At 68.1% G+C, this 26,622-nt stretch carries 24 protein-coding genes and 1 riboswitch; of the genes, 7 read left to right on the top strand and 17 right to left on the bottom strand.

Annotated features, from left to right (window positions below; all coding sequences use genetic code 11):
• Positions 1 to 263: 263 nt before the first annotated feature.
• The 5 genes from FBX97_RS22935 to FBX97_RS22915 are packed head-to-tail and all read left to right on the top strand — an operon-like array spanning position 264 to position 6,954.
• Positions 264 to 794: a gluconokinase gene (locus tag FBX97_RS22935; protein WP_255517593.1), complete on the top strand. Its 531-nt coding sequence runs from the start codon at positions 264 to 266 to the stop codon at positions 792 to 794.
• Positions 795 to 853: 59 nt separating this feature from the next.
• On the top strand, positions 854 to 2,155 hold the full coding sequence (locus FBX97_RS22930) for a gluconate:H+ symporter (protein WP_141837153.1): 1,302 nt from the start codon (positions 854 to 856) through the stop codon (positions 2,153 to 2,155).
• A gap of 21 nt (positions 2,156 to 2,176) precedes the next feature.
• The gene (locus FBX97_RS22925) at positions 2,177 to 5,230 is read left to right on the top strand and encodes a glycosyl hydrolase family 28-related protein (protein WP_255517592.1); all 3,054 of its coding nucleotides are present in this window, start codon (positions 2,177 to 2,179) and stop codon (positions 5,228 to 5,230) included.
• A 4-nt stretch (positions 5,231 to 5,234) separates the two neighbouring features.
• Positions 5,235 to 6,140: an alpha/beta hydrolase gene (locus tag FBX97_RS22920; RefSeq protein ID WP_141836935.1), complete on the top strand. Its 906-nt coding sequence runs from the start codon at positions 5,235 to 5,237 to the stop codon at positions 6,138 to 6,140.
• Positions 6,141 to 6,156: 16 nt separating this feature from the next.
• Entirely contained in the window at positions 6,157 to 6,954 is a 798-nt protein-coding gene (locus FBX97_RS22915; protein WP_141836933.1) for a ThuA domain-containing protein, read from the top strand.
• On the opposite strand, the gene FBX97_RS22910 is transcribed toward FBX97_RS22915, so the two are convergent.
• The 17 genes from FBX97_RS22910 to FBX97_RS22830 all read right to left on the bottom strand — a co-directional run bounded on the left by FBX97_RS22910 (position 6,951) and on the right by FBX97_RS22830 (position 23,804).
• Entirely contained in the window at positions 6,951 to 7,787 is an 837-nt protein-coding gene (locus FBX97_RS22910; protein ID WP_141836931.1) for an alpha/beta fold hydrolase, read from the bottom strand. The two genes, FBX97_RS22915 and FBX97_RS22910, sit on opposite strands and share 4 nt — an antisense overlap.
• 78 nt (positions 7,788 to 7,865) lie before the next feature.
• Positions 7,866 to 11,705 (bottom strand): ATP-binding protein, encoded by a 3,840-nt coding sequence (locus FBX97_RS22905; RefSeq protein ID WP_141836929.1) that lies wholly within the window; start codon positions 11,703 to 11,705, stop codon positions 7,866 to 7,868.
• Positions 11,706 to 11,805: 100 nt separating this feature from the next.
• Positions 11,806 to 12,162: a ferredoxin gene (locus FBX97_RS22900; RefSeq protein WP_141836928.1), complete on the bottom strand. Its 357-nt coding sequence runs from the start codon at positions 12,160 to 12,162 to the stop codon at positions 11,806 to 11,808.
• Entirely contained in the window at positions 12,159 to 13,178 is a 1,020-nt protein-coding gene (gene cobJ, locus FBX97_RS22895; protein WP_141836927.1) for a precorrin-3B C(17)-methyltransferase, read from the bottom strand. Before cobJ ends, FBX97_RS22900 begins: the two co-directional genes overlap by 4 nt.
• The gene (locus FBX97_RS22890) at positions 13,175 to 13,579 is read right to left on the bottom strand and encodes a cobalamin biosynthesis protein (RefSeq protein ID WP_141836925.1); all 405 of its coding nucleotides are present in this window, start codon (positions 13,577 to 13,579) and stop codon (positions 13,175 to 13,177) included. Before FBX97_RS22890 ends, cobJ begins: the two co-directional genes overlap by 4 nt.
• Positions 13,576 to 14,340 (bottom strand): cobalamin biosynthesis central domain-containing protein, encoded by a 765-nt coding sequence (locus tag FBX97_RS22885; RefSeq protein ID WP_141836923.1) that lies wholly within the window; start codon positions 14,338 to 14,340, stop codon positions 13,576 to 13,578. Before FBX97_RS22885 ends, FBX97_RS22890 begins: the two co-directional genes overlap by 4 nt.
• On the bottom strand, positions 14,337 to 15,128 hold the full coding sequence (gene cobI, locus FBX97_RS22880) for a precorrin-2 C(20)-methyltransferase (RefSeq protein ID WP_141836921.1): 792 nt from the start codon (positions 15,126 to 15,128) through the stop codon (positions 14,337 to 14,339). Before cobI ends, FBX97_RS22885 begins: the two co-directional genes overlap by 4 nt.
• A complete protein-coding gene (cbiE, locus tag FBX97_RS22875) occupies positions 15,125 to 16,435 on the bottom strand; it encodes a precorrin-6y C5,15-methyltransferase (decarboxylating) subunit CbiE (protein ID WP_141837149.1) in 1,311 nt (436 codons plus the stop codon). The genes cobI and cbiE overlap by 4 nt, the downstream gene beginning before the upstream one ends.
• Position 16,436: 1 nt before the next feature.
• On the bottom strand, positions 16,437 to 17,624 hold the full coding sequence (locus FBX97_RS22870; RefSeq protein WP_141836919.1) for a cobalt-precorrin-5B (C(1))-methyltransferase: 1,188 nt from the start codon (positions 17,622 to 17,624) through the stop codon (positions 16,437 to 16,439).
• Complete coding sequence (locus FBX97_RS22865) at positions 17,621 to 18,310, bottom strand: precorrin-8X methylmutase (RefSeq protein WP_141836917.1); 690 nt, start codon at positions 18,308 to 18,310, stop codon at positions 17,621 to 17,623. Before FBX97_RS22865 ends, FBX97_RS22870 begins: the two co-directional genes overlap by 4 nt.
• Positions 18,307 to 19,272: a sirohydrochlorin chelatase gene (locus FBX97_RS22860; protein ID WP_141836915.1), complete on the bottom strand. Its 966-nt coding sequence runs from the start codon at positions 19,270 to 19,272 to the stop codon at positions 18,307 to 18,309. Before FBX97_RS22860 ends, FBX97_RS22865 begins: the two co-directional genes overlap by 4 nt.
• The gene (gene cobM, locus FBX97_RS22855; protein ID WP_141836913.1) at positions 19,269 to 20,069 is read right to left on the bottom strand and encodes a precorrin-4 C(11)-methyltransferase; all 801 of its coding nucleotides are present in this window, start codon (positions 20,067 to 20,069) and stop codon (positions 19,269 to 19,271) included. The genes FBX97_RS22860 and cobM overlap by 4 nt, the downstream gene beginning before the upstream one ends.
• Positions 20,066 to 20,926, bottom strand: coding sequence for an energy-coupling factor ABC transporter ATP-binding protein (locus FBX97_RS22850; RefSeq protein ID WP_141836911.1), 861 nt, complete (start codon positions 20,924 to 20,926; stop codon positions 20,066 to 20,068). The genes cobM and FBX97_RS22850 overlap by 4 nt, the downstream gene beginning before the upstream one ends.
• Positions 20,923 to 21,672 carry a cobalt ECF transporter T component CbiQ gene (gene cbiQ, locus FBX97_RS22845; protein WP_141836901.1) on the bottom strand — a complete coding sequence of 250 codons (750 nt, stop codon included), beginning with the start codon at positions 21,670 to 21,672 and terminating at the stop codon, positions 20,923 to 20,925. The genes FBX97_RS22850 and cbiQ overlap by 4 nt, the downstream gene beginning before the upstream one ends.
• A complete protein-coding gene (locus FBX97_RS22840) occupies positions 21,662 to 21,997 on the bottom strand; it encodes an energy-coupling factor ABC transporter substrate-binding protein (RefSeq protein ID WP_141836899.1) in 336 nt (111 codons plus the stop codon). Before FBX97_RS22840 ends, cbiQ begins: the two co-directional genes overlap by 11 nt.
• Positions 21,994 to 22,674 carry an energy-coupling factor ABC transporter permease gene (locus tag FBX97_RS22835; protein WP_141836897.1) on the bottom strand — a complete coding sequence of 227 codons (681 nt, stop codon included), beginning with the start codon at positions 22,672 to 22,674 and terminating at the stop codon, positions 21,994 to 21,996. The genes FBX97_RS22840 and FBX97_RS22835 overlap by 4 nt, the downstream gene beginning before the upstream one ends.
• Before the next feature lie 129 nt (positions 22,675 to 22,803).
• Positions 22,804 to 23,019: riboswitch (cobalamin riboswitch) on the bottom strand.
• 68 nt (positions 23,020 to 23,087) lie between these two features.
• Positions 23,088 to 23,804, bottom strand: a complete 717-nt coding sequence (locus FBX97_RS22830; RefSeq protein ID WP_141836895.1) for a GntR family transcriptional regulator — start codon at positions 23,802 to 23,804, stop codon at positions 23,088 to 23,090.
• A 171-nt stretch (positions 23,805 to 23,975) separates the two neighbouring features.
• Here FBX97_RS22830 and FBX97_RS22825 point away from each other — a divergent pair, with 171 nt between their 5' ends.
• Positions 23,976 to 25,193, top strand: a complete 1,218-nt coding sequence (locus tag FBX97_RS22825) for an alanine--glyoxylate aminotransferase family protein (protein WP_141836893.1) — start codon at positions 23,976 to 23,978, stop codon at positions 25,191 to 25,193.
• A 130-nt stretch (positions 25,194 to 25,323) separates the two neighbouring features.
• Entirely contained in the window at positions 25,324 to 26,607 is a 1,284-nt protein-coding gene (locus FBX97_RS22820) for an MFS transporter (protein ID WP_141836891.1), read from the top strand.
• The last annotated feature ends 15 nt before the right edge of the window (positions 26,608 to 26,622 follow it).

The following is a 26,622-nucleotide window of genomic DNA, read 5'->3' as shown; positions in this document are numbered from 1 at the left end:
CAAATATGCAGAGTGCGTAAAGCCATACGTGCCGTTACCAGCGCCCGGTCCTGCGGCAGGCTACGTCACGGTTGATTGCGCTATCAAACCATGTTTCCGGTTTTACGGCCGGCATCGGTGGATTAACGCATGCTTCCAATAAAGGATTTTTTAAATATAGTGCTATGCAACATCGATAGTGCTTTACAAAATTTTGGACTTGCTGAAGACTTGGTAAAAAATAAAATGATAGCGCTAACTGCTATCCACACGGAGACCACACCATGGCAGCAAGCAATTCCCCTCCCACGCCACGACACCCGCAAAGCTGGGTCGTCATGGGCGTCAGCGGCTGCGGCAAGAGTACCGTCGGCGCCGCGCTGGCCGCGCGCCTGGGCCTGCGTTTCATCGAAGGCGACAGCTTCCACCCGGCCCGCAACGTGGCCAAGATGTCGGCCGGCCTGCCGCTGGACGACCACGACCGCGCCGACTGGCTGCAGGCGCTGGCCACCGAAATCCGCAGCGCCCGCGCGCAAGGCACCGCCCTGGTGCTGTCCTGTTCCGCGCTCAAGCGGCGCTACCGCGACCTGTTGCGCCAGGCCGATCCGGACCTGCGCTTTGCGCACCTGCAGGGCCCGCGGGCGCTGATTGCCGAACGCATGGCCGGCCGCAGCGGCCACTACATGCCGCCGGCACTGCTGGACAGCCAGCTGCGCGACCTCGAGCCGCTGGACGATGGCGAAGCCGGCCTGCGCCTCGACATCACCGAAGCACCGCAAGCACTGGTCGATCGCATCGCCCAGCGCGCGGCCTGAACGACGCCTCCGCATCGGGCTTTTGCATCCTGCTCTGAAAGGATCTACCTGTGTTGAATATGTTATCGGTGCTGCTGGCGGTCGGGCTGCTGACCTTGATGATCGCCTGGGGCAAGGTGCAGCCGCTGATCGCCTTCGTGATTGCCGCGCTGGTGGCGGCCCTGATGTTGGGGATGCCGGCCGCGAAGATCCCGGGTGCCATCGAAAAAGGCATCGGCGACCTGCTCGGCTCCCTGGTGGTGATCATCTGCCTGGGGTCCGTGTTCGGCAAGCTGATCGCCGACAGCGGCGCCGCCCGCTGCATCGCCGGCTCCCTGGTCAAGCGCCTCGGCCTGGGGCGCATCCCGGTGGCGATGACGGTCACCGGCTTCGTGGTCGGGCTGCCGCTGTACTACAACGTCGGCTTCGTGCTGATGGTGCCGCTGATCTTCTCGCTGGTCTACCAGTCGGGCCGGCCGGCGGTGGCGCTCGGGATTCCGCTGCTGGCCGGCCTGTCGATCGCGCACGGCTTCCTGCCGCCCCACCCTTCCGCCACCGCGCTGGTGGCGGCGGTGCATGCCGACATCGGCAAGACCCTGGTCTACGGCCTCGCCGTGGCGATTCCGACCCTGATCATCGCCGGGCCGATCTTCGCCATGTCGCTGGGCCATATCCGCGCCCAGCCGTCGCAGATGTTCCGCCACACCGAAGTGCCGGACACCGAACTGCCCGGCGCCTTCAACAGCTTCGCCACCGCACTGCTGCCGGTGGCACTGCTGGCCGCGCTGACGCTGGTGACGCTGGCCCGCCCCGAATTGACCAAGCCGCTGGCCTTCCTGTCCAACCCGCTGGTGGTGATGCTGCTGTCCTACGCCGTCGCGATCTGGTCGCTCGGCCTGGCACGCGGCAAGACGCTGCCCCAGGTCATGCAATCGGCCCAGGAAGCGCTGCGCGAGATCGCGCCCATCCTCCTGATCATCGCCGGCGCCGGCGCCCTGAAACAGGTGCTGGTCGATTCCGGCGTCAGCGCCGAACTGGGCAAGCAGCTGAGCCAGATGCCGGTGCCGCCGCTGCTGCTGGGCTGGGCGGTGGCGACGCTGATCCGCATCTGCCTCGGCTCCGCCACCGTGGCCGGCGTGACCGCCGCCGGCGTGGTCGGCCCGCTGGTCGAGAGCTCGGGCTGCGATCCGAACCTGATGGTGCTGGCGGTCGGCGCCGGCAGCCTGATGTGCAGCCACGTCAACGATTCCGGCTTCTGGATGTTCAAGGAATATTTTGGCCTGTCGCTGAAGGACACCTTCCGCTCGTGGTCGATGATGGAGACGCTGGTCGGGATCTTCGGGCTGCTGTTCGTGCTGCTGCTGTCGGTGCTGATCAAATAAGTCAAACAGGAGACAATGACAATGAAGATGATGTCGACTTCGCGCCCGGCGCCGCTGGTGCTCGCACTGGCGCTCGGCCTGGCCTTCGCCGCCGGCGCCGTATCGGCCGCGCCGGCCTCCACCTCCGCCTACCAGCAGATGCCGGACGACCCGCACGCAGTCGTGGTGCGCGCCAGGGGTGACGGCGTCGCCGACGACAGCGCTGCCATCCAGGCAGCGATCGACAGCGCCGCCAACAAGGGCGAAGGCGGACTGGTGTTCCTGCCGTCGGGCCGCTACCGCATCACGCGCAGCATCCTGATCCCGCTCGCCGTGCGCGTGTACGGCGTCGGCAAGACCCGCCCGGTGTTCGTGCTGGGGGCGAACACGCCGGGCTTCCAGAAGGGCGTGGCCAACATGGTGATCTTCACCGGCGGCGACCAGTACACGGTCGGCAAGGTGCCGATGCCGGTGCAGGGCGAAGTGCCGTTCACGGGCAAGGTGCGCGACGCCAATTCCGCCACCTTCTATTCGGCGCTGTCGAACGTCGACTTCGAGATCGGCGACGGCAACCCGGCCGCCGCCGCAGTGCGCATGCACACCGCCCAGCACTCGAACCTGAGCCACATCGATTTCCATACCGGCTCGGGCCTGGCCGGCGTCTACCAGGTCGGCAACATCGCCTACGACCTGCGCTTCTTCGGCGGCCGCTACGGCATCCTGGCCGAAAAGACCTCGCCGGCCTGGCAGTTCACGCTGCTCGACGCGCAGTTCGACGGCCAGCGCGACGCCGCCATCCGCGAGCACGAAGCCGGCCTGACGCTGGTGAACACCGATATCCGCAACACCCCGGTCGGCATCGAGATCGACCGCGGCTACGGCGACTGGCTGTGGGGCCGCGACGTGCGCTTCGAGAACGTGGCAAAGAGCGCGCTGGTGGTCAGCAACGAAAACAATGTGTATACCCAGGTCGGCTTCGAGAACGCCAGCGCGCGCAAGGTGCCGACCTTTGTCCGCTTCCGCGACAGCGGCAAGACCCTGGCTGGGGCGAATGCCGGCGGCGCCTACAAGGTCGACGCCTTCAACTACGGCCTGGCGCTGCAGGACATGGGCACGCCGGGGCGCTTCGCCACCAATTACAAGACCTCGCTGCTGTCCGCCTCATCGGCAACGGCAACGGCAGCGGCGCCGGCATTGCGGCCGCTGCCGCCGACCGCGCAATGGGCCAACGTACGCAGCTTCGGCGCGCGCGGCGACGGCAAGACCGACGACACCGCGGCGCTGCAGAAGGCAATCGACAGCAGCCGTGTGGTCTACCTGCCGCTCGGCTTTTATCTGGTCAAGGACACCATCCGCATGAAGCCGGACACGGTGCTGGTCGGCCTGCATCCGGGCCTGACCCAGATCGTCCTGCCGAACGGCGCGGCCGCCTTCGAGGGCGTCGGCAGTCCCAAGGCGCTGCTGGAAAGCGCGCGCGGCGGCGACGCCATCGTGTCCGGCATCGGCCTGGCCACGGGCGAGGTCAACCCGCGCGCGGTGGCCCTGCTGTGGCGCGCCGGCGCCAATTCGCTGGTCGACGACGTGCGCATCCAGGGCGGCCACGGCACCCGCCTGGCCGACGGCCGCCGCAGCGATCCCTACCAGAAAGACGCCAATTTCGACCCTACCGCGCACTGGGACCGCCAGTACCCCAGCCTGTGGGTGACGGACGGCGGTGGCGGCACCTTCTCCGGCATCTGGACCCCGAGCGGCTACGCCCAGGCCGGCTTCACCGTCACCAACACCAGCACGCCGGGCCACGTCTACGAACTCTCGGCCGAGCACCATGTCCGCGCCGAGATCGTGCTGGACGGCGTCAAGAACTGGGAATTCCTGGCGCCGCAGACCGAGGAAGAGGTGCGCGACGGCATGGATGCGGTGTCGCTCGAGATCCGCAACTCGAGCAACCTGCTGTTCGCCAACTACCACGCCTACCGCGTGACGCGCTCGATCAAGCCGGCGCCCAGCGCCGTGAAAATCACCAACTCCAGCGACATCCGCTTCCGCAACGTCCACGTCAACGGCGAAAGCGGTTTTGCGACCTGCGACGACAATGGCTGCGCTACTTATTTGCGCGCTTCCAAGTACCCATATGAGCAGTCGATCGTCGACGTCACCCGCGGCCTGCAGGTGCGCGAGCGCGAATTCGCGGTGTTCGACTACAGCGGCAAGCAAAGCGCCGCACCGGCACCTGCCGGCAAGGTCGAAAAACTGGCCGACGGCTTCTACTCGATCGCCGGCGGCGCCGTCGACAGCAAGGGCAAGCTGTATTTCGTCGACCGCCACTGGCGCCGCATCCACGGCTGGAGCCGCAGCGAAGGCCTGACGGTGGAGCGCGACGCGCCGCTCGACCCGGTCAACCTGGCGATCGACCGCAGCGGCAACTTGATGGTGCTGTCGTCGTGGGGGCCGGAAGCCACGGTGTACGCCTTCAAGCCTGGCACGCCGGCCACCGAGATGGCGACGATCAAGCCGACGCCTGTGGCCCAGCGCGCGGGTGCGCGCGTGGCGATTCCCGTCAACTTCTGGCAGAACGCCGAATTCAAGGACCAGATCGACCCGCAGACCTACGAATTCACCACGCTGGCCGAGATGTTCGCGCGCGACGTCGCACTGCCCAAGGCGCGCGAATACGTGTCGCCGGACGGCAGCCTGGTACTGCCGGCATACCGGGTGCTGCGCCAGGGTCCGGCCGACCACCTGGGCTACCGCTGGTCGGACACGCTCGACACCCACGGTTTCGTGCAGGGCGCCGTGGGCGAGCGCGTGGTATTCACCAACGGCTCGGAAAACCGCACCTTCAGCGGCCTGCTGGGCCAGGGCGGCGCCATCACCGATCTCAAGGCAGTGGCCGACCGCGGCGGCGAAAGCGCGGCGCTGGGGCCGGACGGCAAGGTCTACGTCGCCAACGGCCAGGTGTTCGTCTACGAAGGCGGCAGGCAGACCGGCCGTATCGACGTGCCGGAGCGCCCGCTGCAGCTGCTGTTCGGCGGCCCGGACAAGCGTACGCTGTTCATCCTGACCCACCACAGCCTGTATGCGGCGCGCGTGGAATAAGCCGATGCGAGTGCGCGCTTTCCTCCCCCTGCTGCTGGTAATCTCCTGCGCCGGCGCCGGCGCCCAGCAAGCGGCCGCGCCCGCGGTGGTCGCACTGTGGCCGGACGGGGCGCCCGGCGCGGAACAGCGCCACGGCGAGCCCGAAAAGCTCACCGACGGCGCCTATGTGAGCAACGTCCACGATCCGTCGTTGACCGTGGTCCCGGCCGACCCGCGCCATGCCAACGGCGCCGCCGTGATCGTGGTGCCGGGCGGCGGCCACCGCATGCTGGTGTTCCAGAACGAAGGCATGCTGGCCGCGAAGACCCTGAACCGCGTGGGCGTCTCTGCCTTCGTGCTCAAGTATCGCCTGGCGCGCGACACCGGCGCGGGGGCCCATTACAGTATCGAAGGCGACGCCGCTGCCGACCTGCGGCGCGCGGTGCGTTGGGTGCGCGCCCATGCGCGCGACTACGGCATCGATCCGCAGCGGATCGGCGTGATGGGTTTCTCGGCCGGCGGCGAACTGGTGACGCTGGTGGCCGACAATCCCGAGGCGGCTGCCACCACCCCGCGCGATGCGCTCGACCGCCAGAGCGGCCGGCCCGACTTCCAGGTACTGGTGTATCCCGGTCCGCTGGGGGTGCCGGCACGGGCTGCCAAGGATGCGCCGCCCGCCTTCCTGGTGGCCGGCTCACGCGATGCCTGCTGCATGCCGCCGGCGCTCGGCCTGTACCAGCAGCTGGTACAGGCCGGCGTCCCGGCCGAGCTGCACCTGTACGCCGACACCGACCACGCCTTCAACATGGGCCAGCGCGGCGAGCGCGTCTCGCTGCAGCACTGGCCGGACCGCCTGTCCGACTGGCTGGCCGACGGCGGCTGGCTGGTGCCGCGGGCCGGACGCAAGCCCGAGGGCGTACCCGCGCCCTGACGACCAAGGAGCCCCAATGCGCACCCTTTTACCGATGCTGGCCGCCGGCGCCGCACTGTCGATGGCGGCAGCGGCCGGCGCCGCCGACACCCAGTTCAAGCTGCTGGTGCTGGCAATGCCCAACAAATACCACTACGAATACATCCCGATCGCGCGCGCCAGCCTGGAGCAGCTGGCCAGGCTGCACAACTTCGACCTGGTCTACACCAACCGCCCCGACAGCTTCGAGGGCGACCTGAAGCAGTACGGGGCCATCGTCCTGCTGAACACCGCCGGCGAAGAACTGAATCCGGCCCAGCGCACCCGTTTCGAGGCCTACATGAATGGCGGCGGCAACGCCGTCATCGTGCACCGCGCGATGATCGCGCCGCAGGACGGGTGGGTCTGGTACGAGAAGCTGGTCGGCCGCTCCTTCACCATCCACCCGATCGTGCAGACCGCCGCCATCGACACCGTGGACAGCGGGTTCCCGGCCACCTACGGCGTGCCGCAGCGCTGGATCTGGAGCGACGAGTGGTACGAGCTGACCAATCCGTACAAGGTAGCCATCCACACGATCCTGAAGGTGGACGAGTCCAGCTACGACCCGACCCGGATCTGGCCGGGCCAGGTGGCGCGCGGCATGGGTGCGGAGCATCCGGTGGCCTGGTATCGCACGGCCGGCCAGTCCGGCCAGGGCCGCGTGTTCGTCACCACCCTCGGGCACAATGCCGAGATGTACCGCGATCCGCAGTACCTGGGCCACCTGATGGGCGGCATCTGGTGGGCCGCCACCGGCAAGGGGCAGCGGCCCGCCGCGGCAGCCAGGCCCTAGCCGCGCAGGAAGCCCAGCATCAGCGCGTTCAGCTGCTGCGCATGGGTCGCCGCAAAGCCGTGCGGCGCGCCCTGGATCACCTCCAGGCGGCTGCCCCGGATCAGCTCGCGCGAACGCCGCCCCGCGACGTCGATCGGCACGATCTGGTCGGCGTCGCCGTGCACGATCAGGGTCGGCACGTCGAACTTGGCCAGGTCGGCGCGGAAGTCGGTCTCGCCGAAGGCGACGATGCATTGCGCGGTTCCCAGCGGCGACGCCGCCCAGGCGATCCACTTGCTGAAGGCAAGCAGCTCATTACTGGACTGCGGCCCCTGTCCGGAGGACTTGTCCAGGTTGTAGAACTTGTAGAAGAAGTCGCCGAGGAAGCTGAGGCGGTCGTGCCTGACCGCGTTGAACATGTCGGCGAACACGGATTCGTCGACGCCCTGCGGGTTGTCGCCGGTCTTCAGCAGGAAGGGCGGTACGGCGCCCAGCAGCATGGCCTTGGCCACGCGCATGCTGCCGTAGCGGCCGATGTAGCGCGCCACCTCGCCGCCGCCCATCGAGAAGCCGGCGAGGACGGCATCGCGCAGGTCCAGCTTGGTCATCAGGTCGTTCAGGTCGGCCGCGAAGGTGTCGTAGTCGTAGCCGGCGGTCGGGTGGCCGGACTGGCCGAAGCCGCGGCGGTCGTAGGCGATCACGCGGTAGCCCGCTTCGGACAGCGCGGTGATCTGCGATTCCCACATGCGATGGCTGAGCGGCCAGCCATGGACCAGCACCACGGGCTGGCCCCGCCCCTGTTCGTAATAATAGAGTTCGGTGGGGTGCGGACCGGACGTATGGAGGCGCGGCATGGTGGTTGTCTCCTTTGAGGGCAATGTTGTTGGAAAGCCAGTGTAAGCCTTCCAACCGCGCCGCTCCGCACGCTTGCGCTAGAGCCCTCGGCTGGCGGCGGCGTCGCGCAGCAGCCGTTCGACGCTGTCGAAGTCCGCCGGTTTGGTCAGGTGCGCATCGAACCCGGCCTCGCTCGAGCGCTTGCGGTCCTGTTCCGCGCCCCAGCCGGTCAGCGCCACCAGCGTGGCGTCCTGCATGCCGGACAGCGCACGCATCGCCTGCGCGACCTCGAAACCGCTGCGGTCGGGCAGGCCGATGTCGAGGAACACGACGTGCGGCGGTTGCGCTGCCGCCGCTGCCAGCGCCGCGGCACCGTCGTGGGCCAGCGCCACGGCATGGCCGCTCATCTCGAGCAGGGCGCCCATGGTCTGCGCCGCGTCGACGTTGTCGTCGACCACCAGCACGCGCAGGGTGTCTGCAGCCGCAGGGCTGGCCGGCTGGACAGCCGCATCTGCCGGCGCATCGGGCAGCGCCGGCGCAGGCTGCGTCAGCGGCAGCCACACCGTGAAGCGGCTGCCCTGCCCGGCCCCGCCGCTCTCGGCGCCGACCCGGCCGCCGTGCAGCTCGACCAGGCGCTTGACCAGGTTCAGGCCGACGCCCAGCCCGCCCTGCGCCATCGCGTGGCCGTCGTGCGCCTGCACGTACATGTCGAACACGTGCGGCAGCACCTCGGGACCGATGCCGATACCGTTGTCGATGACGGAAATCGCCACCTCCTCCCCCTGCAGCGCCGCCTCGACGGCGATGCGTCCGCCGGCGGGCGTATACTTGGCCGCGTTGTTGAGCAGGTTGCTCAGCACCTGGGCGATGCGGTGGCGGTCGGCGCTCAGGGCGACCTCGGTCTCCGGGATGCGCACCGCCAGCTGGTGGTCGCCGGCATGCAGCAGCGGCGTGCTGATCTCGACGGCGTCGCGCACCACTTCCTGCAGCGTCACCGGGGCGCGCCGCAGTTCGACCTTGCCCTCGGACAGGCGCGCCATGTCGAGCAGGTCGTCGACCAGGCGCACCATGTGGTCGACCTGGCGCTGCATCATCGCCTGTACCTTGCCGCCGTTGGTGGCGGCGGGCCGCACCCGCATCAGTTCCAGGCCGGTGCGGATCGGCGCCAGCGGGTTGCGCAGCTCGTGCGCCAGCGTGAACAGGAACTCGCTCTGCATGCGGTTCTTTTCGGTCAGCTCGTGCGCCAGGCGCTCCTGCTCCTGCTGCGCCAGCGCACGGTCGTGGACGTCGATCACGGTGCCGACGTAGCCGGCAAAGTTGCCGGCGTCATCGTAGCGCGGCAGGCCGGTGTCGACCACCCAGCGGTAAGTGCCGTCCTTGCGGCGCAGGCGGAAGTCGGCCACGTAGGGCGTCTGCGCGGCATTACAGGCCAGGAAGGTGGCCTTGGCCTGTTCCAGTTCGTCCGGATGGATGTTTTCGGTCCAGCCGATGCCCAGGTCCTGCTCGACCGGCCGTCCGGTGAACTCGCCCCAGCGCTGGCTCAGGTAATAGCAGTAGCCGCTGGCATCGGTGGTCCACAGCATGATGGGTGCGCTGTCGACCAGCGTGCGGAAATAGGTTTCGCGCTGCGCCAGCTCGTCCTGGTGGCGGCGCCGCTCGCGCGTCAGGCCGATCTGGTGGCGCACCCGAGCCAGCAGCTCGTTGGCGGCGAAGGGCTTGACCAGGTAGTCGTCGGCGCCGGCCTGCAGGCCCTCGACCTTGGCTTCCTCGCCGGCACGGGCTGACAGCAGGATCACCGGCAGCTGGCGCACGGCGTCGGTGGCGCGGATGCGCGCGATCAGGCCGAAGCCGTCCAGCTTGGGCATCATCACGTCGCTCAGCAACAGGTCGGGCGGATCGCGCAACAGGTGTTCGTAGGCGGCTTCGCCGTCGCTGCAGGCGCTGACCACGGCATACGGGTCGAGCAGCGATTTCAGGTAGGCGCGCATGTCGTTGTTGTCGTCCGCGATCAGGATGCGCGGCAGGACGGCCGGCGGCTGCAGCAGGACCGTGGCCGTCGGTTCCACCGCCCCGGCGGGGGAGACAGGCCGGCTGTTGGTAGTCTCCTGGTCCGGCAGCCAGCGCAGCGCTTCCTCGACAAAGGCCGCGCCCATGCGGCCGCCGTCGCCGTCCGGTGCGGTGGCGTCGGGACCGGGCTGCACGATGCGGTCCTCGGGCAGGTGCGCGTGGCCGAACGGGATGTCGACGTCGAAGCGGGTTCCCTGCCCCTCCACGCTGTGCACCGCGATGCTGCCGCCGTGCAGGCGCACCAGTTCCTGGATCAGCGCCAGGCCGATGCCGGTGCCTTCATAGGTACGGCCGGGGGTGCCCTCGATGCGGTGGAAGCGCTCGAACACGCGCGGCAGCTCGGCTTCGGGAATGCCGCTGCCGCTGTCGATGACCGACAGGCGCGCCATGCCGTCGAGCTGGCGCAGCGTCACCGTCACGCCGCCGTGCAGCGTGAACTTGAAGGCATTCGACAGCAGGTTGAAGACGATCTTTTCCCACATGTCGCGGTCGACCCAGACCGGCTGCTGCAAGTCGTGCAGGTCGAGGTGGTAGGCCAGGCCGCCCTTGGCCATCGCCGACTCGAACACGCTGGCCAGGTCGGCCGTCAGGCGCGCCAAGTCGACCGGTTCGTAGGTCGCGCGCACCCGCCCGGCTTCGATGCGCGAGAAATCGAGCAGCGAATTCACCAGCTTCAACAGGCGCAGCGCGTTGCGGTGGGTGACGTCGATGCGCTTGCGCTGGCCGGGGCCCAGCGGCTCGGCGGCATCCGCCAGCGCGTCGTCGAGCGGCCCCAGGATCAGGGTCAGCGGCGTGCGGAATTCGTGCGAGACGTTGGAAAAGAAGGCGGTCTTGGCGCGGTCGATCTGGGCCAGTTCCTCGGCGCGGCGCTGTTCCTTTTCGTAGGCGATCACGTTGCCGACCGCGGTATTGACGGCGGCGCCCAGCAGGCCGTAGAAATTCAGGTAGTCGGCATCCAGTGCGCGCGCCGCGCTGACGCCGGCCACCACGAAGCCGTACAGCTCCTGCTGGCCCGGCACCGTCACCGGCAGCACCAGCGCCGCATCGGGCGCGATATCGTAGGGGCCGCATTTGACGTTGCCGAAACGCGGCCGCAGGCCATGCACCTGCTTGGCGCTGCGCGCCTGGGCGGTGGCGGCGAACGGCCACAGCGCGTCGTCGAACGCGAGGTACTCGGGCGCCAGGTCCGGGTGCCCGTCGAGACCGGCGCTGCCGCAGCGGTGCAGCTTGCCGCTGTCGGCGTCGATGTGGTACAGCACCACGAACGGCAGGTCGAGCGCCAGGTTCGGGTAGTGGGCCGCAATGTCGTTGCCGATGTCGCTGACCGCGCGTGCATCGCCGATGGCGGCGCTGAGGTCGCGCAAGCCCTGCGAGCGGCGCGCGTTCAGCACCGCCGGCGTCGCTTCCGAGATCGGGTGGAAGATGCCGCCCACCTCGCCCGACTCGTCGCGGATCGGCGAGAACGAGAAAGTCATGAAGGCTTCCTCGAGGTAGCCATGGCGGTCCAGGAACATGCGCTGGTCGCGGATATAGGTGCCCTCGCCCCGGTGCGCGCGGTCGAAGGCATCGCCCACCACCGGCAGCGCGCTGGCCCAGATTTCCTTGAAGGCACCGCCCATGGAACGCGGATGCAGGTCGCCGCAGATCGGCCGGTAGGCGTCGTTGTAGATCTGGACGTCGTCCGGCCCCCAGGCCACCAGGATCGGGAAGGTCGAGGACAGGCACAGGCTGACCGAGGTGCGCAGGCTTTGCGGCCAGGTGTGCAGGGGACCGAGGGGCGTGGTCGACCAGTCCATCGAACGGATCAACGCGCCCATTTCGCCGCCGCCGGCTAGCCAGCTGAGATCGTCGTTCGTATTCTGGTCGGACATGGATGCCAATTGAATGAAAAATAATTGCGGATGCCATCACATTGTACGGCAAAGCAAGCGCAACATTCGTCCAAATAAAACCGGCCCGGCAATCCGTTCGTCAGTCCTGTTTCGCTTGATGGAACACCAGGTCTTCCACATGCTCGCCCTTGCACAGGTGCTGGTCGATGATGCGGTCCATGTTGCCCGGCGTCACGTTGTAATACCAGGTGCCGTCCGGCTGGACGCACACGATCGGGCCGCCCTTGCAGGCGGCAAAGCAGCTGACCCGGCTGCGTTTGACGCGCAGGTCGCCGGCGTTCAGGCCGGCGGCCTTGAACTTGTCGCCCAGGCTGTCGAACAGCGCCTGCGACTGGCCGTCTTCGGTGCAGCGCGGGCCGGTGCAGACCAGCAGGTGGCGGCGGTAGTCGCCGATCTTCGGTTTCGGAATCGGGTTGTCGATCGGTTCGGTGCTCATGCTTCGCTTTCTTCGGTTGCGGATGCCGGCGCGGCGGCATCCAGGGGTTCGTCCAGCGTGGCCTGGATGTAGTCGGCGGGCAGGCGGTGGCGCGCCGCCAGGGTGGCGATGTCGGCGCCGGCCGCGTGTTCGGCCTGCAGCGTTTCCAGCCAGCCGAGCAGGCCGGTGGACAGCGAGCGGCCGGCCTTTTCGCCGTCGCGGGTGCTGCCGCCATCTTCCATGTCGTATTTATTCGCGTAACCGCGCGGCGTCACCATCAGGCCGTTGCGCACGAAGGTGTTGCTGTTGCCGATCAGGACCGTGCTGAGCATGCCGATGTCGGCATCCGCCATGCTGTCCAGCGTGGTGAACACGATGTTCTCGCGGCGCCGGTAGGCGCTCTTGACGATGGCGACCGGCGTATCCGGGCGGCGGTGGCGCAGGAACAGGCGCTGGGCCTCGACGATCTGGCGCGTGCGGCGTCCGCTCTTCGGGTTGTACAGCGCCACCACGAAGTCGGCCATGGCGACGGCATCCAGCCGCCGGGCGATGGTCGGCCATGGCGTCAACAAATCGGACAGCGAGATCGCGCAAAAGTCGTGGGTCAGCGGCGCGCCGACCAGGGCGGCGCAGCTGTTCAGCGCCGAGGCGCCGGGGATGATCTCGACCTGGACTTCGTCGTCCGGGGTCCAGCCGGACTGGAACAGCACCTCGAAGGTCGGGCCGGCCATGCCGTAGACACCGGCGTCTCCCGAGGAGATCAGCGCCACCTTCTTGCCGGCGCGCGCCGACGCCAGGGCGCTGACCGCGCGGTCGAGTTCCTCGGTCATCGACTTGCGGATGATCTCCTTGCCTTCGACCAGGTCGGCCACCAGCTTGATGTAGGTGACGTAGCCGATCACCACGTCGGCTTCGGCGATCGCCGCACGGGCGCGCTGGGTCATGTGGTCGACGCTGCCGGGGCCGATCCCGACCAGCATGATCTTGCCGGGCGCCGCTGCGTCGGCGGGCGCCGCCTGCGTGAGTTCTTGGTTCATTGGGTTTTCCTTGCGATCGAGACGGTGGCATTGCGGCCATCCTCGCCCCGGTATTTGTATTTTTCGACAACCAGCGCGCTCATCGGCGTGCCGGGACCGGCGGCCAGCAGCGCCGCCGCCTCGCTGACCGAGGGCGTGCCGGTATGGCGGCGCACGGTCTCGGACGGATTCGGCACCTGCACCCCGGCCAGCTGCTCGGGCGGATAGAACTGCAGCGGCCAGTCGTATCGCTGGGCCAGCGCCAGCAGCGCGGCTTCGTCCATCTTGAGCGTGATGCTGGCGGCGGCCACGACCTGGTCGGGCACCGCATTGACCAGCGCCAGCGCCACCTCGACCGCCTTGCTCACGGTCTCCAGCGAGGTGCCGCGGTCGCAGCCGAGGCCGATGGCGAAGGTGATCATGCGCCGCTGTCCTCTACCCCGTCCTGCGGCGGGCGATATACCACCAGGCGTTCCTTCAGCGCGTCCCAGCGCTCGGCCGGCACCTCCGCATGCGTCACCCACAGCAGGGCGGCGTAGCGCTCCAGCGGCACCTCGTCGAACCGCGCGAAACGGTGAATATTCTCGGGCAGCGGCGTCGGCCGGGTCCACCAGTCGGGACTGCCCGCATCCTGGATAAAGGCGATCGGTTCGCCGTTCACCACGTGGGCCGAGACCCGGGTGATGTTGATCTTCGGCGCTTCCACGCGCCAGCCGAGCTGGCGCCCAAGGATGTCGACCGGGATGGTGCGGCCCACGTCCGAGGCCGTGGTCAGCACCGGCGCCGCGTCCAGCAGCAGCGCCACCCGCTCGCTCCATTCGTTGGCGCCGCCGACGTGGCCGGACAGCACGGGAATGACGTACTGGCCGGCGTCGTCGACCACGATCACGCCCGGGTCTTCGTCCTTGCTGCGCAGGTGCGGCGCGATCAGGCGCACCACCGCGCCCAGCGACACGAAAAACACGATCTGGTCGTAGCCGGCGAACAGCGGGCCGATCTCGTCGCGCAGCGCGCCTTCGTAGGCGCGGATCGCGTTCGGCAGGCCGGAAAAGCTGGCCGCGAACTTGGCCGAGGTGCAGATGTCGGCATCGGGCAGGTCGACCGCCAGGCGCGCAGCCTGGGCGGCGCCGTGCTTGGTGATCGCCACCAGGCACAGACGGGGGTTATCGGTTGGTGCGCTCATGCGCTCTCCTCTAATAAAGGTAAGGGGCCGCTCTTCTTGAGGCAGCCCTTGATGCGTTCGCCGCGGATGCGGTGCGGGTGCTTGACGATCAGCAGCGACAGGTAGCTGACCCTGGTACCGCGCAGCGCCAGGATGTCGCGCGCGCTGAAGCGGCGCTCGTCGGGCGCGCCGACGCGTTCGATGAAGTGGGCGCCGGCCAGCAGGTCGCGCCGTTCCAGCCAGTCGATCAGCTCGTCCAGCAGCGGCTTCACTTTCATCAGCACCAGCGTGTCGAAGTCGGGCAGCAGGCGGTCGACCGCGCTCACGCCATAGGCGGCCGGCACGATGGCGACCGTGTCGTCCTGCTCGGCGAAAGGCACCGGCACTTCGGCGCAGGCTGCAGTGAAGGCATTCACGCCTGCGATGATTTTTACCCCCACCTGCGCGTCGAGCGCACGCACGGTGCGCGCCAGGTGGCCGAAGGTGGCATAGGTGCTGGCGTCGCCTTCGACCAGGAACAGCACGTCGCGGCCCGCGCGCAGCCAGGGCAGCACGGTCTCGGCGGCGCGCAGCCAGGCCCGCGCCAGCTTCTCGCCGTCGTGCGTCATCGGGAACAGCAGCAGCGCGTGCTCCTCGGGCGGCGCCAGGCCGGCGCGCTGCACGATGTCGAATGCATAGCTGGGGGTCTTGCCGCTGCGCGCCGGGTAGACCCAGACCGCATCGCGGCGCTGCAGTTGCTCCCAGGCGGCGCGCGTGATCAGGCCGGGGTCGCCGGGGCCGAGCGAGATGCCGTACAGTGTTCCGGTCATGCCTCGCCTCCTTCACGATGCGCGCACACGATCCATACCGGGTTTTCGGCCGCCATGCGATGCATGTGCAGGATCGGCTTGCTGCGCGCGGCCTGCAGCTGCAGCACGTCCCAGGCTACACCCTCGATGGCGTCGAGGGTAGCTGTCGCAGTCGCCAGGTTTTCCAGCGTGACGAAGTTCATGACCAGGTTGCCGCCGGGGCGCAGGCGCGCCACGATCATCGCGATCAAGGTCGCCAGTTCGCCGCCGGAGCCGCCGATGAAGACCGCATCCGGGTCCGGCCAGGCATCCAGCCCTTCCGGCGCTTTGCCCTGATGCAGACTGTAGTTGCCGACACCGAAGGCCGCGTGGTTCCGGCCGGCGATGGCGAAATCGGCATCGTTCTTCTCGATCGCGTAGACGTGGCCCTGCGGGCACAGGCGCGCCGCTTCCAGGCCGACCGAACCCGAACCGGCACCGATGTCCCACACCACGCTATCAAGCCGCAGCTGCAGGCGCGCCAGGCTCACCGCGCGCACTTCCTGCTTGGTGATCAGGCCCTTCTCGGGCTGGCGCTGCACGAATTCGGCATCCGCCAGGCCGAACTGCACCGGGCGCGGCGCCGGCGTCACGCGCCACAGCAGCACCACGTTCAGCGCCGCGAAGCGCATGCCAGCCGCATCCTGCGGGCTCAGTTCGGCCAGCACCCGCTCTTCCGGCTGCAGCAGGTTTTCCGCCACCGCCATGTGGAAGTCGTCGCCCAGGCCCTCGGCCAGCAGCAGGCGCGCGATGCGGTCCGGGGAATTGTCGGGACTGGTCAGTACCAGCAATCGCGCATGGCGGCGCAGTGCCTGGGCCAGGCCGTACAGGCCGTGCTCCGGGGTGCTGCCGCGCGCCCACTCGCCGGCATCCTTGGCATGCACCGAGACGATGCGCGCATCCTGCCAGGCCAGCCCGATGCGCGCGCAGGCCAGCTGCAGCGTCGACAGGTTCGGCAGGATGTCGAGCGCCTGCACGCACAGGTGCTGGGCCAGGTAGGGCGCGATGCCGTGGCACAGCGGGTCGCCGGTGGCCAGCACCACGCAGGCCAGGTGGTCGGCACGCGCCGCGCGCACCCATTCGGGCACCGCTTTCAGCTTGCCGGTGAGGTCATGCTGGACGGCGCCGGGTCTCAGTTCGCGCGCCAGCAGCGCCAGCGTGCGGGCGCCGCCGATCACCACGTCGGCATTGCGCAGGTAGGCCAGCGCGGTGGCGTTCAGGCTGGCGACGCCGTCGTCGAGCACGCCGATCACGCGGCAGGGGTTGGGGTCTTGCACGGTGGTGTCCATATCAGTCAGTGTCAAGGATGTGGTCGATGCTGGTGCGGCCGGCCGCCGGTGCGGCGCGCGGCAGCCCGGGCGGCGATAGCACGTCGGCCACCTGTTTGCCTTCGAAGTCGGTGACGATCACGCGCAGCTGGAAGGCGCGGCCATAGCGTTCCGGCGCCGTCAAGGTATCGATGGCGGCCTGCGCCAGCGCGTGGTGAAAGGCGTCGCCCAGCCCGCGCTCGACCATCAGCTCGGCGCCGAAGCGCGCGGTCTCGGCAGCGGCGATGGCGGCGCAATCCTCCGGCGCGGCGCCGATGCGGCGTGCGATCTCGGCCACCAGGTCGGTATCGACCTCGCTGCGGTTGGCGTGGGTGATGGTCTCGCCCTGCGCGATCTTGGTCAGCTTGCCGACCATGACCGCCAGCACCACCAGGCCGATGCCCTGCGCCGCCGCCTCGTCCAGCGCATAACGTAAAAAGTCGCCCATCTGCACGAAGCAGGCCGACGGCAGTTCGGGCCGCTCGGCGCGCAGCGTGGCCATGGCGAAGGTCTCGGTACGGCCGCCGGTGGTCAGCGCCACCAGGTTATGGCCGGCGGTGGCCGCCACCTGCACGCCCTGCACCACGCTGGCGCGCCAGGCGGCCGTGGAATACGGCTTGACGATGCCGGTGGTGCCGAGGATGCTGATGCCGCCCAGGATGCCCAGTCTGGCATTGGTGGTCTTTTTGGCCATGACCTGGCCGTCGGGCACGCTGATGGTGACCTCGATGCCGTGTTCCATCAGTAGCTGCGGTGCCGCTTCGCGCAGGTTGTCGGCGATGTTCCGGCGCGGTACCGGGTTGATCGCCGGGCCGCCGACTTCCAGGCCGAGGCCCTTCATCGTCACGGTGCCGACGCCGTCGCCGGCCACGTACGTGACGGTACCGGCCTGGCCCGGCAGCAGGCGCAGGTCGACCGTCAGGTGGGCGCCGTCGGTGCAGTCCGGATCGTCGCCGGCGAACTTGATCACCATCGCGTGCGCCTGCCCGCCATCGCAGCGGCCGTCGTGCACGTCGAAGCGCACCCGGGTGCCGTTCGGCAGCAGGCTGTCGATTTCACCCGGCACCGCGCCGCCGGCCAGACCCAGCACCGCCGCGCGCGCCGCCGCCGCCGCGCAGGCGCCGGTGGTGAAGCCCGTGCGGGTGCCGCGCTCGGCCGTCTTGTCCTTCATTTTTGCGCCGCCTGCATGGTCTTCTGCCTGGCTTCGGCCAGCGCCAGCAGCGCGTGCAGCGCCGCCACCACCAGCGTGGAACCGCCCTTGCGCCCGCGGATCACGATCCAGGGCACGTCCTTCAATTCGGCCATCAAGTCCTTCGACTCGGCCGCCGACACGAAACCGACCGGCATGCCCACCACCAGCGCCGGGCGCACGCCCTCCTCGCGGATCAGGCGCACCAGCTCGATCAGTGCGGTCGGCGCATTGCCGATGCCGACGATAGCGCCGTCCAGCAATCCGCGGCTGGCCGCCTTGCGCATCGCCTGCACCGCGCGTGTGGTGTCTTCCTGCCTGGCGCGCTCGATCACGTCGGCGTCGCTGATGAACTGGTACGTCTTCATGCCGAAGTGCGCCAGGCGCGGCTGCGACAGGCCGGAACAGATCATCTCGACGTCGGCCACCACCGGGCGGCCGCCGGCCAGCATGGCCTCGATGCCTGCGCTGACCGCATCCGGGTGGAAATCGGTGAGGCCGTTGAAATCGAAGTCGGCGTTTGCATGGATCATGCGGCGCACGATCGGCCACTGCTGTTCGGTATAGGCGTGCGTACCGGCTTCGGCGTCGATGATCGCGAAGCTGTCGTGCTCGATGGCCTGGCCGGCGCGGGTCAGCTGTTCGGTGACGGTGTTAATCGTGCTCATGCCGGCTGCTTCTCCGCATGGTCATGATCGTGTGCATGGTCGTGCCCATGAGCGTGGTCATGCGGGTGCGCGTGACCGTGGTCGTGGGTGTGCGCATGCGAATGGCCATGTCCGAGGTCGTGCGCGAGCTCGCGGTAGCCGCAGCCGTCGCAGGGCAGGCGGCTGTCAGGCACGCCGGCACGCAGGTCGGCCACGCGCTGGTCCATCAGCTCGAAGATCTCCTTTTCGAAGCCGAAATGCTCGCCGCAGAAAAAGCGCACTTGCGGGTACTGGCCGCGCAGGTGCTCGACCTGGCGGTGGATACGCTGCATCAGCGTGCCGGTGTACAGGTAGTACGGCAGCACCACGACTTGGCGCATGCCGAGCAGCACCTGGCGCTGCACCACCTTTTCCAGGCGCGGCCAGGTAATGCCCGTAAAGGCCAGGTCGACCAGTTCATGGTCCCCCTCTTCCTGCAGCCAGCGCGTCATCTTGGCCATCTCGCCGTTGGCGCCGCGGTCGGACGAGCCGCGGCCCAGCACCACCACGCCGGTGGTGGTCGGATCCGGCATGTCGAGCGCGCCCATGGCGCGGCGCAACCGGCGCTTCAGGATCGCCAGGATCGGATCGCAGGCGGTCAGGTGCGGCGCCAATAAAATCTCGGCCTGCGGGCACGCGATGCGCGCCTGCTCGACCGCTTCCGGGATCTCCATCTTGACGTGGCCGGCCGCATTCAGGATCAGCGGCACCACCAGCACCCGGCGCGCACTGCGCGCGGCATCCAGCAGGGCGGCGTTCAGCTCCGGCGGCGCGAATTCGATGAAGCACAGTTCGATGCGCAGGTCCGGCCGGCGCGCCCGCCACTGCGCCACGAATTCGCGGATTTCCTGGTTGCCGGCATCCTCGCGCGAGCCGTGGCCGACCACCAGCACGGTGTCGTCCGCGTGCAGCGTGACGGAGGGAGTAAAGATGATCTGATTCATGCGCTGGCCTTCCTGAAGCGATGGGTGAATGTGGGGTCGTACAGCTTGGAGCGCACCAGCGTCTCCCAATGCAGCGCGCCCAGTGTGGGACTGGCGACGATCATCGCCTGGCTGGCGACGCCGGCCTCGCGGCAGCGCGCCTTGATGTCGGCAAGGGTGCCGCGGATGATCTTTTCCTCGCCCGGCCAGCTGGCCTTGTGCACCACCAGCATCGGCGCATCGTCTGGCCAGCCGGCCGCGCGCAGCGCCGCCTCGACCTTGTACATCAGCGTGATCGACAAGAAGATGCAGATGGTGGTGCGGTGCGCCGCCAGGCTGGCCAGGTCTTCGCCTTCCGGCATCGGCGTGCGGCCCTCGACCCGGGTGAGGATCACGGTCTGGGTCACTTCCGGCAGCGTCATCGATTCGCCGGCGGCCGCCATCGACGCCATCGCCGACGACACGCCCGGCACCACCGCCCATTCGATCCCGGCTGCCGTCAGCGGGCGCGCCATCTCGATCAGGGCGCCGTACAGGGCCGGGTCGCCGGTCTGCAGGCGCACCACGGTGGCGTGGCGCTGCGCCTGGTCGATCAGCCAGGCCGTCATCTCTTCCAGCGTCATATCCTTGGAATCGCGGATGGCGCAGCCGGGCGGCGCGTACAGGGTCACGGCGCGGTCGACCAGCGAACCGGCGAACAGCACGGCGCCGGCCTGCTCCAGCAGGCTGCGGCCTTTCACGGTGATGAGTTCGGGGTCGCCGGGGCCGGCGCCGACGAACCAGATCTTGCCGGCGTCGTTGGCGATGTGGATTGTCATGTCGTTGTCTTCGTCAAAGGTTGGAACGGCAGGATGCGCAGCGCGTCCAGCACCGCGTCCACGCTGCGCGGCGCCTGTCCGGCCGGCAGCACGCCGCGCGTGACCAGGTGCGCATGCAGCGCCAGCGCCAGCGGCGGCCGCTGGCCGGCGGCGTCCAGCGCATCGACGTCGGTGCCGACCGTCGGCGCCGGCCCGGACGCGATCACGCGCCCGCCCGCCATCAGGTGCAGGTCGTCGGCCCAGCCGTAGGCAAAGTCGATGTCGTGGGTGGACAGCAGGATGGTCGTGCCGCGCGCCGCCAGGCGGTCCAGCAGGGCCGTCAGTTCGTCCTGCATCGGCGCGTCGAGGCCGGCCATCGGTTCGTCGAGCAGCAGCACGTCCGGCGCCATCGCCAGCACGCCGGCGATGCAGACCCGCTTCTTTTGGCCGAAGCTGAGGTGGTGCACGGCGCGCCGCGCATGCCCGCCCAGCCCGACCGCATCGAGCGCGGCTTTTACGCGCGCACGCACGGTGGCGGCGTCGAGGCCGAGATTCAGCGGGCCAAAGGACACGTCTTCCTCGACCTGGGCCGAGAACAGCTGGCGCTCCGGATTCTGGAACACCAGGCCGACGCGGCGGCGCAGCTGCGCCAGCCCGCTGCGACTGTAGTCATAAGGCTGGCCGTCCAGCAGCAGCCGGCCGGCAGTCGGGCGCAGCAGGCCGTTCAGGTGCTGCAGCAGCGTGGTCTTGCCGGCGCCGTTGGCACCCAGCAGCGCATGGCGGCGGCCGCGGCCCAGCACCAGGCTGCAGTCGCGCAGGCCGCTGCTGCCGTCGGCAAAGGCGTGACTGACCGCCTGCATCTCGATGATGGGATTCATACGCGGTCTCCGGCTGCCGCCAGCAGCAACAGCGCCGCAGCCAGTACCGCCCACGCGTTCTGGCGGCGCGCCTGGGGGAACTCGGCCGGCAGGAAGCGCAAGGTGCCCTGGTAGCCGCGCGCATCGGCTGCCATCTGCAGGGCGCTAGCGCGCTGCCACACCTGCACCGCCATCTGCCCCGCCAGCAGGCCGGTCGAGCGCCAGGCGTGTCTCCAGCCGCGGTAGCCGAGGCGCGCGCTCTGCGCCGTGACGCCCTCTTCCCAGGCCTGGCGCAGTACGAACAGCATGCGGTAGCACAGTGCCATCAGGTCGAGCAGCAGTTCGGGCGTGCGCAGGCGGCGCAGCAGCGCCAGCAGGTCGGGCAAGGGCGTGGTCAACACGAAGCCGAGCAGCGCCGCCAGCATCGCCAGCGAACGCCCGGCGGTGCGCGCCACCGCCGGCCACATCGAAGCGGCCCAGTGCCAGCTGCCATCGACGCCCGGCGTGGCGACGCCCGGCGTCACCAGCATGGTCAGGCAGGACAGCAGCAGGAAGCCGAGCGGGGGCACGGCCACGGCGACGTAGGTACGCAGCGGCACGCGCGCGCCGATCAATGCGGTGAGCGCCAGCACGGCCGCCAGTCCGGCCAGCGTACCCGGACGCGTGGCGAGCCAGGCCGCACCCATGCCGCCCAGCGCGAACAGGGCCTTGGCCGACGGGGCGACGCCCTGCCAGCGGCTGGCGTAGGCGGCTGTCTCAATCCGCACGTGGGTCCTGTTCCGAAGGGATGCCCTCATGCGCGCTCTTGCGCGCACGCTCGCGCGCCACCGACAAACCGAGCCAGTAGCCGATCACGCCGGCGCCGATGGCCGCCTGCAGCGCGAACAGCAGCGAGGCGATCTCGCTGCTGGCCGGTTCGAACACCGGCGCGAACCAGGGTTTATAGTGCGGCGCGATGGTGCCGATCACCTGCTGGGCGCGGTCGTCGGACCCGCCGAACAGGTCGGCGCCGGGCGGTGCGCTGATCAGGCACAGCGGCAAGACGGTCAAGAGGACGATGGTTCCCCACAGCAGCCAGCTGCGCGTTTTCATGCGCCCTCCCGCGTGCGCAAGGCCATCACCGGCAGCGCGCGCAGCTCATGCGCATTGAAGCGCGCCATCGCGTTCACCACCAGCACCGTCAACAGGCCTTCGCTGATGGCGATCGGCACCTGGGTCAGCGCAAAGATGCCGGCGAATTTGAGGAAGGAGGTGTCGAAGCCGCCGACCGCATCCGGGAAGGCCAGCGCCAGTTGCGCCGACGTGGTGAGGTAGGTCGCCAGGTCGCCCAGGCAGGCGGCCAGGAACACGGCGATCGAGCGGTTCGCGCCCAGCGTCGCGGCACCGCGAAACACGGCGTAGGACACGAAGGGGCCGACGATTGCCATCGAAAACACGTTGGCGCCGAGCGTGGTCAGGCCGCCGTGCGCCAGCAGCAGCGCCTGGAACAGCAGCACGACGAAGCCTACCGGCACCATCGCCGCGGGGCCGAACAGCAGCGCGCCGAGGCCGACGCCGGTCGGGTGCGAGCAACTCCCGGTCACCGACGGCAGTTTCAGGGCCGACAGCAGGAAGGCAAAGGCGGCGGCCACGCCGAGCAGCATGCGCCGCTCGGGATGCGCTTCCAAGGCCCGTCCCATCGAGCGCAGGCCCCAGGCCAGGAAGGGAACGGAAACCGCGGCCCAGCCGAGCGCATGCGCCGGCGGCAGAAAGCCTTCCATGATGTGCATTCGAAACCTCCCGTCGAATGGTCGATAAGGACACCAGACGGAGGCTGAAAAGACGGTCGACGGACTGGGAGCGGGACTGAAGGCGGACGCGCGCAAGCCGGTCGACAGCGGCTTCCCGTCACCCCGGGGAATGGTGCTGACAATTCGGGCCGGTATTCTGGCTCGCCTTCGTCCTCCTCCGGGCCTTCCCACGATGGACATCGCAGTGGCGTATTGCCGGAGTCGTCAGGCTTACAGCAGCGGGGGCTGCACCGGAATGACCGCATTTCTCATGCGGCGTCACCGGTTTCCCGTTTAACGCCATCCCCGGACGGGAATGGACGCACCCAAAGTCGGGATATTACACGGATGAGAACAGGCGTGCCAGTCTTGCCATCGCGGATTGTGGCTGGCATGCCATCAAGATGGCGGTATCAGTCCGGCGTGCCGGCGCCCAGCATGCCCATGACGGCATCGCGTTTATCCAGCAAATGCTGGCGCAGGATGGCGCCAAGGCGCTTGCCGTCGCGTGCTTCCAGGGCCTTGATCATTTCTTCGTGGTCGTGGGCCGCGCGGTCCCATTTGTCGGCCTTGAAGTTGGACTTGAAGCGCAGCGCCTGCAGGCGCCGGTTCATGCTCAGGTACGTCTGGTTCAGCACCGAATTGCGCGCGGCCTGGTTGATCTTGTCGTGGATCTGCTGGTTGCGGCTGTAATAACCGGGCAGGTCGTTCTGCACCTTGCAGGTCAGCATGGCGTAATGCAGCGCCTTGATCTCGGCCAGTTCCTCGGCGGTGATACGCTCGCACGCCAATTCTCCGGCCAGCGCTTCCAGGCCGCTCATGAATTCGAAGGTCTCGCGCACTTCGAGGGTCGACATTTTATAAACCGAGGCGCCGCGGTTCGGCGCGATCTCGATCAGGCCTTCCACCGCCAGCACCTTGAGCGCTTCGCGCAGCGGCGTGCGCGAGATGCCCATCGTTTCGCACAACTCGCGCTCGTTCAGCTTGGTCCCGGGCGGGAATACCGCTTCGACGATCAGGTGGCGCAGGTGCTCGACGACGGTGTCGTGCAGGTGCTGGCGCTCGAGTTTGGGAACGGAAATGGTGGCTGCGCCAGGAACGGGCGCCTGCTCGACTGCCGAGTTTTGCATACAAAATCCTATCTTGCTGTTGTTCTCATTTTAGCATGTACCGGCGCTGTCTTTACCGTTCCCCCGACCCACGAATGTTACTGATAAATAAGCGTTGTCCTGCCGAGAACCCACTGCTATTCTGGATTGCATGCAAAATACAAAATAAATCATTCATTCATGGAGGAGTACATGCTGAAACTGGATTTCCACCCTGCCGGCCGTCATTTCCTGCAGATCCCGGGGCCGAGCCCGGTCCCCGACCGCATCCTGCGCGCCATGAGCTACCCGACGATCGACCACCGCGGTCCGGAATTCGGCGCGCTCGGCTTGCAGGTCCTGAATGGCATCAAGAAGATCTTCAAGACCGAGCAGCCGGTCGTGATCTACCCGGCTTCCGGCACCGGCGCCTGGGAAGCCGCGCTGGTCAATACCCTGAGCCCGGGCGACGACGTGCTGATGTACGAAACCGGCCACTTCGCCACGCTGTGGAAGAAGATGGCGGAAGCCCTCGGTCTGCAACCCGAATTCCTCGGCCTGCCCGGCATCGAAGGCTGGCGCCGCGGCGTGCAGCCCGACCTGATCGAAGCGCGCCTGCGCCAGGACGGCGCACACCAGATCAAGGCTGTCTGCGTGGTCCACAACGAAACCTCGACCGGCGTCACTTCCGACATCGCCGCGGTGCGCAAGGCGATCGACGCCGCCGGCCACCCGGCGCTGCTGCTGGTCGACACGATTTCCGGTCTGGCCTCGGCCGATTACCGCCACGACGAATGGGGCGTCGACGTCACCGTGTCCGGGTCGCAGAAAGGCTTGATGCTGCCGCCGGGGATCAGTTTCAATGCGGTCTCGAAAAAGGCGCTCGAAGCCAGCAAGACCGCGAAGCTGCCGAAGGCATTCTGGGGCTGGACCGAGATCATCGAGATGAACGCCACCGGCTACTGGCCCTACACCCCGAACACCAACCTGCTGTACGGCCTGGCCGAAGCGCTCGACATGATCCTCGGCGAGGGTCTCGACAACACCTTCGCGCGCCACCAGCGCCTGGCCCACGCCTGCCGCCAGGCGGTGCGGGCCTGGGGCCTCGAGATCCAGTGCGCCGACCCGGCCGTCTACTCGCCGGTGCTGACCGGCGTCATGGTGCCCGAAGACTTCGATGCGGACCAGATCCGCAAGACGATCTACGAACACTTCGACATGTCGCTGGGCACGGGCCTGGGCAAGATGAAGGGCAGGATGTTCCGCATCGGCCACCTCGGCGAAGCCAACGATCTGACCCTGATGGCCACCCTGGCCGGCTGCGAAATGGGCCTGAAGCTGGCCGGCGTGCCGCTCGCGGGCAGCGGCGTGCTGGCGGCGATGGAGGTGCTCGGCGCGCAAAAGGTCAAGCCGGCGCTGAAAGCCGCCTGACGCCTCGTACGAACAGCCCGGCCGCGGGCCGGATCCAACAGTTTTTCCAAGCATCGAATCCGTGCCGGGCATCAGTCTCGGAGAAGACCCTGCCCCGACGAGGGCGGGCCGGCACCATCAGGAGACAACCATGAAATATCTGCGTTTGCGGGCGACGTCGGTCGTCCTGTTGATGCTCTGCTTGATGTATTTCATCACCTATCTGGACCGCGTCAACGTCAGTACCGCCGCTTCCGGCTTCGGCAAGGAATTCAATCTGTCGAAAACGGAAATCGGCCTGGTCTTTTCCGCATTCGCCTACCCCTATCTCGTCTTCCAGATCATCGGCGGCTGGGTCAGCGACAAGTTCGGCGCGCGCAGGACGCTGATCTGGTGCGGCCTGCTGTGGGCGGTCGCCACCATCTGCACCGGCTTTGCCGGCGGCCTGGTCTCGCTGCTGCTGGCGCGCCTGCTGCTCGGCTTCGGCGAAGGCGCCACCTTCCCCGCCGCCACCTCCGCCATGTCGCGCTGGGTGTCGAAGGACAACCGCGGCTTCGCCCAGGGCATCACGCATGCCTTTTCCCGCATCGGCAACGCCGTGGCGCCGACCGCCGTCGTGGCCGTCATGGCGGTCTACGGCTGGCGTGAATCCTTCTATATCTGCGGCGTCATCAGCCTGGTCTGGGTACTGATCTGGTCGCGCGTGTTCACGGAAGACCCGTCGAAACACCCGCGCATCACGCCGCAGGAACTGGACGTGCTCCCGGTCGCCAAGAAAAAGAAGGTGACGGTGGCATGGAAGCCGCTGTTCTTCCGCATGCTGCCGGTGACGCTGGTCTACTTCTGCTACGGCTGGACGCTGTGGCTGTTCCTGAGCTGGATCCCGCAGTACTTCCTGCACAGCTACGACATGGACATCAAGAAGTCGGCGCTGTTCGCCTCCGGCGTGTTCTTCGCCGGCGTGATCGGCGACACCCTCGGCGGCATCATCAGCGACCGCATCCTGAAACGCACCGGCAATCTCAGGAAAGCGCGCAGCTACATGGTCGCGGTGTGCATGTTCCTGACGCTGCTTTCTCTGCTGCCGCTGATGTGGACCCACGACCGCACCGTGTCGATCCTGAGCCTGAGCGCCGGCTTCTTCTTCGCCGAAATGACGATCGGGCCGATGTGGGCCATTCCGATGGATATCGCCCCGGACTGCTCCGGCACCGCCAGCGGCATCATGAATACCGGCTCGGCGATGGCCGCGATCCTGTCGCCGGTGATTTCCGGCTATGTGATCGACAGGACCGGCAACTGGGAACTGCCTTTCGTCGGCAGTATCATCCTGATGGGGATCGGCGTTTTGCTGTGCTTCCGCATCCAGCCCGACAACCGCTTCCACAACGTCAAAACGCCGCTCGACGACGCCATGGCGAATATCCAGGCCTGAACGATCAATTCAATA

The sequence above is a fragment of the Herbaspirillum sp. SJZ107 genome, assembly GCF_006715485.1.
In the GTDB taxonomy this organism is placed as follows: domain Bacteria; phylum Pseudomonadota; class Gammaproteobacteria; order Burkholderiales; family Burkholderiaceae_D; genus Telluria.
The sequence above is the reverse complement of the archived record's forward strand: the minus strand, read 5'-3'. Positions and strand labels throughout refer to the sequence as shown.